Below are 13,382 nucleotides of genomic sequence, written 5' to 3' on the forward strand. Positions count from 1 at the left end.
GACCCGATATTGTGCCCGAAGTGGGCCAAAACCGACGTCGCCCCAAAAGCAAAGCGCCCGGAACCTTACGGCCCGGGCGCCTGTTCGGCAGGGAGTCGACGCTCAGGCCATCGCCCGCCGCGCAGCCAGTCGGCCGCCGAATACGTTGAGCAGCAGGCCTGCCATGACCACCGCGCCGCCCAGCCATTGCGCCGGCACCAGCCGCTCGCCCAGCAGCACGGCGGCCGAGATCAGCCCGACCACCGGCACCAGCAGCGTGAGCGGTGCAACCTGGCTGGCCGCGTATCGGCCCAGCAGGCGGCTCCACAGGCTGTAGCCGAAGATGGTGGCACCAAAGGCCAGGTAGACGATCGCGCCAATGCTCGACCAGCCGATGTTCGTCAGGCTGTGGACAATCTGCTCCGGTCCTTCCATCCAGTACGACAGCAGCAGGAACGGAATGGGCGGGATCACCGCGCCCCAGATCACCAGGCTCACCACGTTCACCTTACCGATGCGCTTGGTGACGATGTTGCCGCTGGCCCACGAGAATGCCGCACACAGCGTCAGCAGGAAGCCGACAGTGGTCATACCGGTCGCCACGGCACCGCCGGCCATGCCGATAATCGCCAACCCGCACGCGGCAACAGCCATGCCGGCCAGGTGAAACCAGCGGATCGGCTCGCGCAGCACGAACGCGGCGATCGTCAGCGTAAAGAATGCCTGCGACTGCAGCACCAGCGAGGCCAGCCCCGCCGGCATGCCCACATACATGGCCGAGAACAAGAAAGCGAACTGCCCAAAGCTGATGGTTGCGCCGTAAGCGAGCAGCCATTTGAGCGCAATCTTCGGGCGCGGCACGAACAGCACGGCTGGGAATGCGACCAGCGCAAAGCGCAGCGCACCCAGCAGCATGGGCGGCACGCCATGCAGACCCACCTTGATGACGACAAAGTTGACGCCCCACACCAGCACAACGGTCAGGGCCAGCAGCAGATCCTTGGGAGACATGATGATCGGAATGCTCAGACGGTCAGCGGCCGCCCGCGCGGCCATATGACGCACTGTAGGCGCCGGCCGCCTACGCGACTTGCACAATCTTGCGCATTGTTTGTGCCTAGTCCACTGAATCACTGAAATTGGTCGGTGCCTGCCATGCCATGCGGGCGCATCGCGTCGTTGCAAATGCTCGCAATAGCTCGCTATTGCTGCGCTTTGCGCCTAGCGCTGCTTCCCGCATGACATGTCCTTCACCTCCCATTTCAATGATTCAGCGGACTAGCCGAGCATGTCCGACCAGATCGCCCGGCTCCAGCCCTGGGCCAGTTTGCCCTCCGCTACGGAGGGGCCATCCGACAGCCCGCCCGCGCCTTGCACCGTCACCATGGTGCGCTCGGCCGGGTCATAGCGGTGCACGGTTGCCACATGCATCGCCTCGTCGGGGGTGATGAAGCTGTAGCAGGTGTTGGCGTACAGCGGTGATGCATCGGGCGCGTGCCCGGCGAGCATCGCTACCACGGCGGCGGCGGCCACCTTGCCGTGCTGGTTGGCCATGTGCCCGGATTTGGGCATCAGCGGTGCGGTCTGGATGGCGTCGCCAATCACATGTACACCCGGCGCCACCTTCGATTCGAACGACAGGAAATCGACTTCGCACCAGCGCCCGTTGGCGGTCGCCAGCTCTGCTTGCACGGCAATGGCTCCGGCGCGCTGCGGCGCAATGAGGTTGACCACATCTGCCTGCACGTCGTCCTGCACGTCGAACTTGAGCACGCGGCCCGTAGCGTCGATGTCGACCGCGTTGTATTGCGGGCGATATTCGATGTGCTGTGGATAACGTTCCGCCCACACGCGCTTGAACAGCGTGCCCTTGGAGGTCACGTCGTCATTGGCATCGAGGATCAGCACGCGTGAATCGGGCTTGGCGCGCTGCAGCCAGTTGGCGATCAGGCAGGCGCGCTCGTACGGCGCGGGCGGGCAGCGGTACGGCGCCAGTGGAATGCTGATCGCCACCGTGCCGCCGTTGGGCATCGCCTCCAGCCGGTGACGCAGCGCGAGCGTCTGCGTGCCCGCCTTCCACGCGTGCGGTGCCTGTGCGGCAGTGGCCGCGTTGGCCAGACCGGGAATCGCCCCTGGCACGAAGTCGATGCCCGGCGAGAGGATCAACCGGTCGTACTCAAGCGTGCCACCGCCACCCAGGCGCACCTGCTTCGCGCCAATGTCGATGGCCGAGGCGCGATCGCGCACCCAGCGCACGCCGTGGCGCTCGACCAGCGCGTCGTACGGCACGGTGATCGAGGCAAGATCGCGGTCACCCGACAGTACGAGGTTCGACAGTGGGCACGACACGAACGCGGCATTCGGCTCGACCAATGTCACGTCGACATGGTTGCCGGAGAACACGCGGACATACTTCGCCGCCGTCGCACCGCCGTAGCCGCCACCAACCACCACGACGCGCGCATTGCGCGTGCCAGAGAGCGAAGCGCATGCGGCCAGCGGGCCGACCAAGGCTGTCGCCCCAAGCGCCCGCAGTACGGCGCGCCGATCCTCACGCAGGGTCTGGCTCATGGCGCCTCCTGCGGTTGACGCGACAACCAGCCGGCAATCGCGGTGATCTGCGCATCGTCATAACCACGCACGAGCTGGCCCATGACCGTGGACGGACGTGTGCCGTTGCGCAACGCCTGCAGCGTGTCGATCAGTTCAGCCTGTGAGCGGCCGGCCAGCGAGGGCAGCGTCTGTGCGGTCGACTTGGCGCCGGGCGCGGTATCCGCGTGATGGCAGCTCGCGCATGAGGCGGCCCAGGTGCGGGCCTGCGCGTTGGTGGGTGGGCGATCGGCCGCCTGGGCCGAGGACAGCGCCGCAAGCGAAGCGGCGACAGCAAGTCGGTGGACGACGGGCATGGGGGGCTGCGAAGTCACGGAAGCGTCATACGCTAACACGCCCGCCTTGCCATGTGCCGTGTGCGCGGACAACAAAAAACGCAGCGCGATGGCTGCGTTCTTTGCGATGTGCCGATTGGCCTCAGGGCAGTTGCTTGCCCGGCGGCAGTGCCGGCGAATTGGTGGGCGACACCGTCACGCCGGGTGAAGCCGACGTGACGGGCGCGGGTGCCTGCGTTGCCGTCGGCGTGCCCTGCACCGGCGCCGGCGTGCCCGGCGCGACCTGCGGGTTGTTCGACGATGCGTTCGTGTCCAGGCGCTTGCGTTCGTCTTCGGTCACGTAGTCGAACACCTTCACGACCTTGTTGACGCCGCCCACGGTGCGCACAGCCTCGGTGGCCTTGTTGCCTTCAGCCTCGGTCACCACGCCCAGCAGGAAGACGGTCTGGGCTTCGGTGGTCACCTTGATGGAATTCCAGGGCACGCCTTCCGTGCCGGCCAGCACGCTCTTCACCTTGGTCGTGATGTAGGTATCGTTGGTGCGCGACCCAAAGGTGCTCGACTCCGGCGTCACCACGAGCTCGTTGACGACCTCACGTGCGTTCTCCAGCTTCTGCGCGTACTGGCCGATCTCCTGCTTGGTCGCTTCGGTACCGGCTTCACCGGTCAGCAGCACCTTGCGGTTGTAGACCGTCACGTTCACGTGGGCACGGCCGTCGTAGCGCGCGATCAGCGTGTTCTCGGCTTCCATCTGCAAGCCACGGTCAATGGTCTGGGTGGCGGTCGGGCGGCGGTCGGTGGCAAACGCCACGCCACCGGCCACAGCACCGGCAAACAGCGGGAAGCAGGCGGTCAACTGCGTGGCGGTGACACCGGCCAGGGCGGCCAGCACGACAATGCGGCGGGCGCTGGCAAACGTAGGCGACGAGAGTTTCATGCTGTCCTTGAAGAGAGTCCGGAAAGAAGAGCGAGGTTTACGTGTCAGCGCCAAAGGCATCGCGCATCCATTCGATGCGTGCGGCGTCGATGGCGATGACGTCAAAACGGCAGGCAGGCACATCATCGGCCTGCCGTGCGAGAAAATCTTCGGCCGCGGCGATCAGGCGGCGCTGCTTGGCGGGTGTCACGCTCGCAGCCGCACCGCCAAGGCGCTGCGTGGACCGCGCCAAACGGGCCCGCACCTCGACAAACACCAGCGCGCCGGCCGCATCACGCATCACCAGATCAATCTCGCCGCCCTTGCAGCGATAATTGCGGGTGACCACCGACAAACCGCGCGCCTGCAGATAGCGCAACGCGCGGTCTTCACCGGCCTCGCCGGTTGTAGCGTTGTCGTGTGACACAGGAACGGGCTGCGGCGCGTGCATTTGCAGTTTGAAGCAACTGACTAAGAGAAGTTCTCGTGAGTGATCCTGACTGGACCCTGCTGGCGCACGACCAGCACTATCCCGCCGGCGCATTATATGTGGTGGCCACCCCCATCGGGAACGCCGCCGACGTGTCGCTGCGGGCGCGGTATGTGCTCGGCATGGTCGATGCGGTGGCCTGCGAGGACACGCGCAACACCGGGCAGTTGCTCAATCGGCTGGGGCTGTCGCGGCCGATGCTGGCAGCGCACGAGCACAACGAGCGCGAGGCCGCAGCACGCATCGTCGCGCGTCTGGCCCAAGGTGAGCGCATCGCCTATGTGTCCGATGCCGGCACGCCAGGCGTATCCGACCCCGGCTCACGCATCGTCGAGGCCGTGCGCGCGGCTGGGCTGCGCGTGATTCCGCTGCCGGGGGCGAGCGCGGTGGTGACGGCGCTGTCCGCCGCGGGGGAGCTGCTCGACACGTCGGGTGGGCAATTCACCTTCGTTGGTTTCCTGCCCCCCAAGGCCGGGCAACGCGATGCAGCCATCCGCCAATGGGCGGCACATGGGCCGGCGTGGGTTCTGTACGAGGCGCCGCATCGCATCGATGCCACGCTCGCCGCGCTGGCCGAACATCTGCCCGCGCGTCGCCTCCTCATCGGCCGCGAACTGACCAAGCTGTTCGAGCAGATCATCATGTTGCCAGCAGCCGAAGCACCCGCCTGGCTGGCCGCCGATGCCGCGCACGGCAAGGGCGAATTCGTTCTGGTGGTGGAAGGCGCGGGCGCGCAGGATGCGGCGCCGACGGCAATGGCCGCAGACCAGGTGCTGCGCCTGTTGCTGGCCGAACTGCCCGCAAAACGCGCCGCCAAGCTGGCCGGGGCGATTACGGGCGCGCCGGTCGATGCGCTGTATCAGAGCGCACTGGCGTTGAAAAACGACGGGAAGGATTAACGACGCGCCTTCGCGCGGCGCTTGGTCGCCTTTTTCTTCGGCGGTGCCGGCTCGTCGGCGCCGACGTCGGCGTCGCCGTCATTGCTGGCGAGGTCGGTTTGCGTAAGTTCCGGGCGCAGCGCTTCGACTTCCGCACGCGAGAGGCGGCGGATCTCGACCTGCGTTGAACCACGCTTGACGAAATCCAAGCGCTTGGCCGCGGCGTACGACACGTCGAGGACACGCTTGCCATGGTAAGGGCCACGGTCTGTCACCTTGGCCACCACCACGCGATCATTGGAGAGGTTGCGTACCAGCACCCAGCTTTGCAGCGGCAGCGACGGATGCGCGACCGTGAAGGCATTCATGTCAAAGCGCTCGCCACTGGCTGTGCGGCGGCCGTGGAAACCGCGGCCATACCACGAGGCGACGCCGCGCTGCTCGAACGTGCCGAGGTCTGCGCGCAGACCCGGTTCGGTATTGGCGTTCTCGTCGAGTTTCAGGCTGCTGGAATCCGGTACGCCACGGAACGACAGCGCACCCCAGGCATCCGGGTTGTCACGCACGTCCGGCACCTTCAATGCAGGTGCTGCGGGCTTGTCGGCGCTGGCGTTGAGCGGCGGCTCACCCGGTACGGCAGCACAGCCCGCCAGCACCAGCAAAGCAGTGCCGTGCGTCAGCCAGGCACGCAGCGTGCGGCCGGCCGGAAGGCTGGAAAACAAGGGGGAAAGCTTGAGCATGGGCGCGAGTCTAACACGCACGCCCTCCCCGATTATTTACATTTCCTATTAAAACGGTCACATCATGCAGGCATCTTGCATGAACTTTGTAATATTTTCCGCCGGATGTAACAGAACACCCCGCCAACCCAATGCCGACGCGGGCTTGGGCCGTTACAATTGCCTCGTCTATCTTTGGCGCGAAAGTGCGCAAAAAACCACATGAAAGTCGTTGTCGTCCCCGTTACGCCGTTTGAACAGAACTGCACGCTGCTGATTGGCGACGATGGTGCTGCTGCCGTCACCGACCCGGGCGGCGATATCGAACGCATCCTGGCAGCCGCCCAGCAGCATGGCGCACGCATCGAAAAGATCCTGCTCACACACGGCCATGTCGACCACTGTGCCGCCGCCGATGCCCTGCGCACGCAACTCGGCGTGCCCATCGAGGGCCCGCACAAAGACGAGGCCTTCTGGATCGACCAGCTCCCAATGCAGAGCCAGCGCTTCGGCTTTCCGCCCGCCAAGGCATTCGTGCCTGACCGTTGGCTTGACGATGGCGACACCGTGGAAGCCGCCGGCCGCACGCTGCAGGTCTTCCATTGCCCGGGGCACACGCCTGGCCACGTGGTGTTCTTCAGCGTGCAAGACCGCATCGCCATCGTCGGTGATGTGCTGTTTGCGGGCTCGATCGGCCGCACGGATTTCCCGCGCGGCAACCATGCAGACCTGATCCACGCGATCCGCACCAAACTTTGGCCGCTGGGCGACGACGTCACCTTTGTGCCGGGCCACGGACCGGTTTCCACCTTTGGCGATGAACGAGCGACCAACCCGTACGTTGCCGATCGCCTGTTTGCCAACGAAGGCACATCATGAGCGACGACACCAACGACAGCGAAGACATCTTCGCCGACACCACGCCCGCTGCGCCCGCAGACAAACCACGACGCAAACGCGGCAACCAGGCACCCGACACGCGGCCCGAAATTTACGTCAGCACCGACATTGAAGCCGATGGGCCCATCCCCGGGCCGCATTCGATGCTGAGCTTTGCGAGCGCGGCATACCTGGCCGACAAGACACTCATCGGTACCTTCGAGGCGAATCTCGAAACGCTGCCCGGCGCACAAGGGCACCCGGTCCAGATGCAATGGTGGCAAACCCAGCCTGAAGCGTGGGCCGCCTGCCGCCGTAACCTGGAGGCGCCCGAAGTGGCCCTGCCGCGCTACGTGGAGTGGGTCGAGAGCCTGCCCGGCAAGCCGGTGTTCGTAGCGTTTCCGGCAGGGTTCGATTTCACATACATGTTCTGGTACATGATGCGATTTGCAGGTCGCTCGCCGTTCGGCTGGGCGGCGCTCGACATCAAGACGCTGGCCTTTGCACTCACAGGCCTGCCGTACCGGCGCAACGTCAAGGCGGCCTTCCCCGGGCACTGGCACGATCCGCTGCCCCACACGCATATCGCACTGGATGATGCGAAGGAGCAAGGCGCCCTCTTCTGCAACATGCTGGCCGAGCTGCGTGTGCGAGAAGCCGAGCACGCGGCAATACAAACTGCCCTGCACAGCGCGCAAGACTGAGCGCCGAAGGCGTCACGCATTTCGCGAAGAGCCGCAGTCCGTTTGCATCTTGCCCGCGTGATGCACGCACCATGCCGCAGCGCAACTTGCGGCGCCGCAAACCCGCGTCTACGCTGGGCTTGTGCGAGGCGACCAGACGACTGCGCCACCCGGCGCCGACAAGCAAAGCCACTCGCATACGCCATTTGCTTGTCGTATCGTTTTCGGGCCGCACGTACCCCCGACGCCGGTGCGTGCCGGCGTCGGCTTGTCAGCTAACGACGGGAGGTGCCGCGATGCGATTTTCCCGTGACGCGTTTGACACGCAACACTTGCGAGCGATGACGGAGCGCTTGCACTGGCATCGCAAAGCATCCGCCAAGGCAATCCCGCTGAGCGCTCGCACGCATCTGCATCGTGCCCGCGGCGACGAGAGTGACGACGCGGAGATCATGAAGGTCACGGCGGTCTCCACCGCAGTGGCGCTGGCAGTGGTGTTGGTTGCCCTGCTGGCAATCGGATTCGGGTCAGAAATGGCCCGATGGATGGGCCTGGAATGATCCGGAGCCCTTGCGCGTCTTGACGGACGCAGCCCCGGCCCTCGCGCAAGGCGATACGGCCACCCCTGAACGGCCTGTCCGATGGAAATCGGCAGGCCGTTCAACTTTGTGGGCACACGGATTTCGATTTACTTCAGGAACGCGTCGAGCGCTTCAGGTGTGCGGCCAATGGTGGCGCGGTCATTGCGGACCAGCACGGGGCGCTGCAGCAGCTTCGGGTGGGCCTCGATAGCCTTGAGCAGGGCGTCGTCCGAGGCATCGGCCAGGTTCAACTGAGCGTACTCGTCTTCGTTTTCGCGGACGAGGCTGCGCAGGGGCGTGTTGAGCTGCGTTGCCAGCTTCCTGAGGTCAGCCAACGTGGGTGGGGTGTTCAGGTATTCGATGACTTCAAGCTGTTCGCCCTTTTTCTCTGCGAAGGCTTGGGCCTGTTCGAGGGCGGTGCGGGATTTGGAGCAGCGCGGGTTGTGGTAGATCTGCATGTCGAGATGGCGGGCTTGTGACTGATGGGTGCCATCTTAATGGCTTGCGGGTGGCGCGGATTTCGCCTCTCGTTAAGGGGGGCTTCTCAGCGGGGCCACACAAAAAAAGCAAAGGGCCGACAAAGCCGGCCCCAGGGCACAACATCAAACAGCGGCCATCAACCGCCCAGCAACTCCGCCACAGCACAACCGACAACGACGGTTGCGCCCCGCAGATCATGCAACCGCAGGTTCTCGTCCGTGTTGTGCCCGCGTGCTTCCATCAACGTACGCGGGCCTGCGCCATACAGAACCGTCGGCACGCCATGCGCCGTGTAGTGGCGCGCGTCGGTGTACAGCGGCACGCCATGCACCGGCACATCGCCACCAAATACCGTCAGGGCGTTGCGGCGCAACGCCCCAATCAGCGTCTGCACGCCCGGCAACTCAGCCAGCGGTGCAGCCAGCAAGATGCGCTCTACCGAAACCTCGATCCCCGGCCGCTCAGCTGCAGCATGCTCAATCACGGCACGCAACTCGCCTTCCGCATCACGCCCGGCCTCTTCGGGAATCATCCGACGGTCGATACGGAACGTCACCAGATCCGGCACCACGTTGGTGTTGATGCCACCCTGGATCAAACCGACATTCAGCGTCGCATGATCAATGCCAGAGACGCTCGATTTGCGCATCGCCAGTTCCGCGCGATAGGCATACACGGCTTGCAGGATGTGCGTGGCGGCCTCGATGGCGTCAACGCCGGTGTGTGGCATGGCGGCGTGCGCCTGCTTGCCGCGCACCGTTACCTGCACGTGCAGGCAGCCGTTGTGCGCCGAGGTGATGCCATACGCAAACCCGGCCGAGATGGCGTAGTCGGGCTTGCTCAGGCCTTGGTCCAGCAGCCACTTCGGGCCGATGTCGCCGCCGGTTTCTTCGTCGTAGGTGAAATGCAGTTCCACTGTGCCGTTGAGCTTGGCGCCGCGCTTCTCTGCATCGATCAGCGCGAGCAGTGCCCACGTGTAGGTCGCGAAATCCGATTTGGAAACTGCAACACCGCGGCCGAACATCGTGGGGCCGTGTTCGGTTTCGACGATCTCGCCGCCGTACGGGTCATGCGTCCAGCCCAGGCCCGGCGGGACCACATCGCCGTGCGCATTCATGGCGATGGTCGGGCCCCCGCTGCCGAACGTGTGACGCACGATCAGATTGGTGGCGCTGACCATGCCGACAGCACGCGCCTGCGCCTCCGGCACGGCATGCGCCTCGACCGTCAGGCCCAGTGCCTCCAGCAACGCCTTGGCGCGCGCTGCGTGCGGGGCGCAGTCGCCGGACGGGTTGTCCGACGGCACCTTCACCAGCTCGCGCAGAAACGCGATCTGCTGCGGATGCGCGGCCTCGACAAACGCGCGGATGTCCGCATCGATGCCTGGGTTGGTGAGTTGGGCCTGAGTCATGTCGATGTCTCCCTTGTTGTGGTTGGACGGGGATTGAAAGTGACTGAGCCCCCGTCGTGCGGGGGCCCAGCATTGGCACCGATAAAAGAGAAGCTTACTGCGCGGCCTGCATCGCCTCGGCAGTCAACCACACCGATTCGGGCAGGTCCTGTTCGTCACAGTTGTGGCCTTCGCCACCACGGTCGATGACGAGGAAATCGCTCACCTCGCCCAGGGCCAGCAGCGGGTGATGCCACACGCCGCGTGCGTAGTTCACGCCCTGCCAGCCATGCGACACGAAGGCGCGCAGCTTGCTCGGATCCAGCTCGCCAGCTGGCGCCACGACCACCAGGTAAGGCTTGTCGTTCTGCGGAATGAAGGCCTGGCTGCCACGCGGGTGGCGCTCCAGCATCTTCACCTCGAACGGCAGTGTACGCGGCTGGCCACGGAACAGGCTGATCAGCGCCCGGCCGCCCTCGCCCACATCCACATTGGCGAGGTCATGAAAGCGCGTGGTCGTGCCCTGGTTGATGGGGAACTGCTTGGCCCCTTCCAGTTCGATCACATCGCCGAACGGCGCGAAGGCTTCGCGTGTGAGCGGCTCGATGGTCAGCGCAATGCGAGGGTTGGCAACTGCGGCGGTGTCTTGGCTCATTCCAGTACCCCCCACAGACGCAGACGCGACACGCCACCGTCCGGGAACATGTTGAAACGCACGTGGGTGACGATACCCAGGTCGGCGATTTCCGCTTCGTAGTAGTGCTGCAGATCCATCTGCAGCTTTTGCTCGGGCAGCAGCGTTTGCCAGAACATGGCTTGCGTCTTCAGCGAGCTGTCGGTGCCGCCCACCACGCGTGCTGCCTGGATGGAAACGCGATCAGCAAAGTTGCCCTTGAAGTGCGCGGTGTCGACTTCGATCTTGCGGATGCGGCCCGGGTTGGCCAGTGCGATCACGCACCAGTCGTTGCCCGGCTCGCGGCGGCGGCGCGTTTCCCAGCCGTCGCCCATGTTCACGCCGCGGCCCGGCATCAGCATGCGCGAAGCCGGCCCGAAGTGTTCGTTGTTGGCTTCGACCACATAGGCGCCATTTTCCATGGCGGCCAGGTCGAACAGCTTGGTGCGGTCGGCGCCCTTCCAGTCGACTTGCGGCTGGCCATACACGCGCAAGCGCGCGATACCGCCGTCCGGGAAGATGTTCACACGCAGGTGCGTGAAGGCTTGCGCGTTGGTCACGGCCACGTAGGCGTGGCTGTTGCCCTGCAGCGTGGTCGACGGAACGATCTCGGTCCACTGGGTGGCGTCGGTCGGCTCGCCGTCCGGCAGGTAGGCGGCCTCGATGGACGCCGCCGGCGGGAAATTGCCCGTGAAGTGGCTGGTGTCGATATCCACACCCTTCACAACGCCCGGGCGGGCCAGCTTGACGATGCAGTGGTCATAGCCACCGTTGCGGCGACGGCGCGTTTCCCAGCCGTCCATCCACTTGCCGTGGTCATCGTACTTGCCCGGGATGAAGACGGCCGGCTCGGGGTTGAGCATGCGGTCCTTCGGTGCGAAGAACTCGTCGGTGGCGAACGTGGCCACGGCACCCAGGCGCGGATCAGCCAGGTTCGGATAGCGGCGGGTGAAATCGGGGGCGTTGGGATCGAGCGTAGGCAGCGCCATGAGGAAACTCCTTGGTGTTTGTCTCTGGATGTTATACGGCAGGCCCATCGGACAAAAACGGCGAGTAAGAACACTCGAAACTGTGGCGATGGGAACACCGGAAGTGCAGCGTAGATGGCGGAACCACAAGGGTTCGCGGGACTGCATGAACCGATGCTAGCATGTGAATTCAAAAATTGCATACAAAAATTGGATCGCCTATGATGCCGTCACCGCCCAACAATTCGCGACAACAATTTGCTGCGATGCGATGAGCAAAACAAAGCCGTGACGACAATCGCGATAGACGATCCGCAAGGCTTGAAACACCCGAAATCCAAAGGAGGATTCACCATGCAACGCTTTACGCGCCCGTTGTTCGGGCAGGTTTTGATTGCCCTAGCAATCGGTATTGCGCTGGGCGTCTGGGCGCCTGAATTTGCACAGAAGCTGCAGCCGCTCGGCGACGGCTTTCTGAAGCTCATCAAGATGCTGATCGCGCCAATCGTGTTCTCGGTGGTGGTGGTGGGGATCTGCGGCGCCGGCGAGCTGAAGAAGGTTGGGCGCGTGGGCGGCAAGGCCGTCATCTACTTCGAGGTGGTGACGACGATTGCGCTGGCGCTGGGCATTGCGCTGGCCTACCTGTTCGGGCCGGGGCACGGCATGAATGTGGACCCGAAGACGCTCGACCCGGCAGCCATGGCGTCGTACATGACGACGGCCAAGCAGGTGGAGTCGACCGGCGTAGCCGCCTTCTTCCTCAAGCTGATTCCGGATACGTTCGTCAGCGGCTTTGTGAAGGGCGACATCCTGCAGGTGCTGTTGGTGTCGATCCTCTTCGGCTGCTCGTTGTCACTGCTGGGTGAGCGCACCAAACCGCTCGTCTCGCTCATCGATCAGCTCTCGCACGTGCTGTTCCGCATGATGGCGGTGATCATCCGCCTGGCGCCGCTGGGCGTGCTGGGCGCGGTGGCCTTTACCGTGGGCAAGTACGGTGCCGGCTCGCTCAAGCAGTTGGGCTTCCTGGTGCTGCTGTTCTATGCGGCCGTGGCGATCTTCGTGGTGGTGGTACTGGGCACCATCCTGCGCCTGGCGGGCTTCAACATCTTCAAGCTGATCCGCTTCCTGCGCGCCGAGCTGCTGGTGGTGCTGGGCACGGCGTCGTCCGATGCGGTGCTGCCGTCCATCATGAACAAGCTGGAGAAGATGGGCATCAAGCGCTCGGTGGTGGGGCTGGTCATCCCGACCGGCTACTCGTTCAACCTTGATGCGTTCTCGATCTACCTGACGCTGGCCGCGGTGTTTATCGCCCAGGCCACCAACACGCCGCTGTCCATGCATGACCTGCTGCTGATCCTGGCGGTGGCGCTGGTGACGTCCAAGGGCGCGCACGGTATCCCGGGTTCGGCTATCGTGATCCTGGCGGCCACGCTGTCGGTCATTCCTGCCATCCCGGCGATTGGGCTGGTGCTGGTGCTCTCCGTCGACTGGTTCATTGGCATTGCCCGTGCGCTGGGCAACCTGATCGGCAACTGCGTGGCCACGGTGGTGATTGCCGCGTGGGAGAAGGATATCGACCGCGTGCGCGCCAACGCGGTGCTGGACGGCAAGATCGACATTACCGAAGAAGGCGAGGCGATTGCGCACGGCCATGCCGCACCTGCGGCCGCAGCGCACTCCGTGCCGCATGCCTGATGTCGGTGTCCCGTCGGACGGCGGTAAAATCGGCGCCATGACCGAAACCACCGCCGCCGACATCTCCTCCGAAGGCATTGCCGACGACATCGCCCAGGCGATCGTCGCGCACCGGCTGCCGCCCGGCACCAAGCTGCGCGAAGAAGCGCTGGCGAAGGTCTACGGC

Annotated in this window: 15 protein-coding genes and 1 pseudogene; 6 read left to right on the forward strand and 10 right to left on the reverse strand. The window is 64.7% G+C overall.

The genetic code is table 11. The features are described from left to right. Positions 1-102 precede the first annotated feature (102 nt). The 5 genes from JHD73_RS12255 to JHD73_RS12275 all read right to left on the reverse strand — a co-directional run bounded on the left by JHD73_RS12255 (position 103) and on the right by JHD73_RS12275 (position 4,231). Entirely contained in the window at positions 103-990 is an 888-nt protein-coding gene (locus JHD73_RS12255) for an EamA family transporter (RefSeq protein ID WP_199030549.1), read from the reverse strand. 267 nt (positions 991-1,257) lie between these two features. After that, the gene (locus JHD73_RS12260) at positions 1,258-2,550 is read right to left on the reverse strand and encodes an NAD(P)/FAD-dependent oxidoreductase (protein ID WP_199030550.1); all 1,293 of its coding nucleotides are present in this window, start codon (positions 2,548-2,550) and stop codon (positions 1,258-1,260) included. Beyond that, a complete protein-coding gene (locus JHD73_RS12265; RefSeq protein WP_199030551.1) occupies positions 2,547-2,885 on the reverse strand; it encodes a c-type cytochrome in 339 nt (112 codons plus the stop codon). The genes JHD73_RS12260 and JHD73_RS12265 overlap by 4 nt, the downstream gene beginning before the upstream one ends. 121 nt (positions 2,886-3,006) lie before the next feature. Beyond that, the gene (locus JHD73_RS12270; RefSeq protein WP_199030552.1) at positions 3,007-3,801 is read right to left on the reverse strand and encodes a BON domain-containing protein; all 795 of its coding nucleotides are present in this window, start codon (positions 3,799-3,801) and stop codon (positions 3,007-3,009) included. A gap of 37 nt (positions 3,802-3,838) precedes the next feature. Next, positions 3,839-4,231, reverse strand: coding sequence for a YraN family protein (locus JHD73_RS12275; RefSeq protein WP_199030553.1), 393 nt, complete (start codon positions 4,229-4,231; stop codon positions 3,839-3,841). A 35-nt stretch (positions 4,232-4,266) separates the two neighbouring features. Between JHD73_RS12275 and rsmI the strand changes: the two genes are divergently transcribed. Then, positions 4,267-5,169 (forward strand): 16S rRNA (cytidine(1402)-2'-O)-methyltransferase, encoded by a 903-nt coding sequence (rsmI, locus tag JHD73_RS12280; protein ID WP_199030554.1) that lies wholly within the window; start codon positions 4,267-4,269, stop codon positions 5,167-5,169. On the opposite strand, the gene JHD73_RS12285 is transcribed toward rsmI, so the two are convergent. Then, complete coding sequence (locus JHD73_RS12285; RefSeq protein ID WP_199030555.1) at positions 5,166-5,888, reverse strand: septal ring lytic transglycosylase RlpA family protein; 723 nt, start codon at positions 5,886-5,888, stop codon at positions 5,166-5,168. The two genes, rsmI and JHD73_RS12285, sit on opposite strands and share 4 nt — an antisense overlap. A gap of 201 nt (positions 5,889-6,089) precedes the next feature. Here JHD73_RS12285 and JHD73_RS12290 point away from each other — a divergent pair, with 201 nt between their 5' ends. The 3 genes from JHD73_RS12290 to JHD73_RS12300 all read left to right on the forward strand — a co-directional run bounded on the left by JHD73_RS12290 (position 6,090) and on the right by JHD73_RS12300 (position 7,989). Then, positions 6,090-6,746 (forward strand): MBL fold metallo-hydrolase, encoded by a 657-nt coding sequence (locus tag JHD73_RS12290; protein ID WP_199030556.1) that lies wholly within the window; start codon positions 6,090-6,092, stop codon positions 6,744-6,746. Continuing rightward, positions 6,743-7,450 carry an exonuclease gene (locus JHD73_RS12295; protein ID WP_199030557.1) on the forward strand — a complete coding sequence of 236 codons (708 nt, stop codon included), beginning with the start codon at positions 6,743-6,745 and terminating at the stop codon, positions 7,448-7,450. Before JHD73_RS12290 ends, JHD73_RS12295 begins: the two co-directional genes overlap by 4 nt. 275 nt (positions 7,451-7,725) lie before the next feature. Next, the gene (locus tag JHD73_RS12300) at positions 7,726-7,989 is read left to right on the forward strand and encodes a hypothetical protein (RefSeq protein WP_199030558.1); all 264 of its coding nucleotides are present in this window, start codon (positions 7,726-7,728) and stop codon (positions 7,987-7,989) included. 128 nt (positions 7,990-8,117) lie between these two features. Here JHD73_RS12300 and arsC read toward each other — a convergent pair whose 3' ends face one another. From arsC to alc, 4 genes are all read right to left on the reverse strand, one after another. Continuing rightward, on the reverse strand, positions 8,118-8,468 hold the full coding sequence (arsC, locus tag JHD73_RS12305; RefSeq protein WP_199030559.1) for an arsenate reductase (glutaredoxin): 351 nt from the start codon (positions 8,466-8,468) through the stop codon (positions 8,118-8,120). A 158-nt stretch (positions 8,469-8,626) separates the two neighbouring features. Continuing rightward, the gene (locus JHD73_RS12310) at positions 8,627-9,901 is read right to left on the reverse strand and encodes a M20/M25/M40 family metallo-hydrolase (protein WP_199030560.1); all 1,275 of its coding nucleotides are present in this window, start codon (positions 9,899-9,901) and stop codon (positions 8,627-8,629) included. A gap of 94 nt (positions 9,902-9,995) precedes the next feature. After that, positions 9,996-10,535 carry an ureidoglycolate lyase gene (locus JHD73_RS12315; protein WP_199030561.1) on the reverse strand — a complete coding sequence of 180 codons (540 nt, stop codon included), beginning with the start codon at positions 10,533-10,535 and terminating at the stop codon, positions 9,996-9,998. Continuing rightward, positions 10,532-11,542, reverse strand: coding sequence for an allantoicase (gene alc, locus JHD73_RS12320; protein ID WP_199030562.1), 1,011 nt, complete (start codon positions 11,540-11,542; stop codon positions 10,532-10,534). Before alc ends, JHD73_RS12315 begins: the two co-directional genes overlap by 4 nt. Before the next feature lie 333 nt (positions 11,543-11,875). On the opposite strand from alc, the gene JHD73_RS12325 reads away from it, so the two are divergent. Both JHD73_RS12325 and JHD73_RS12330 read left to right on the forward strand, forming a co-directional pair. Further along, complete coding sequence (locus JHD73_RS12325) at positions 11,876-13,216, forward strand: C4-dicarboxylate transporter DctA (RefSeq protein ID WP_199030563.1); 1,341 nt, start codon at positions 11,876-11,878, stop codon at positions 13,214-13,216. Continuing rightward, a pseudogene (locus JHD73_RS12330) lies at positions 13,209-13,382 on the forward strand (GntR family transcriptional regulator); the annotation flags it as partial. The gene JHD73_RS12325 and the pseudogene JHD73_RS12330, both read left to right, overlap by 8 nt.

This window comes from Ralstonia sp. ASV6 (assembly GCF_016429285.1).
In the GTDB taxonomy this organism is placed as follows: Bacteria; Pseudomonadota; Gammaproteobacteria; order Burkholderiales; family Burkholderiaceae; genus Ralstonia; species Ralstonia flaminis.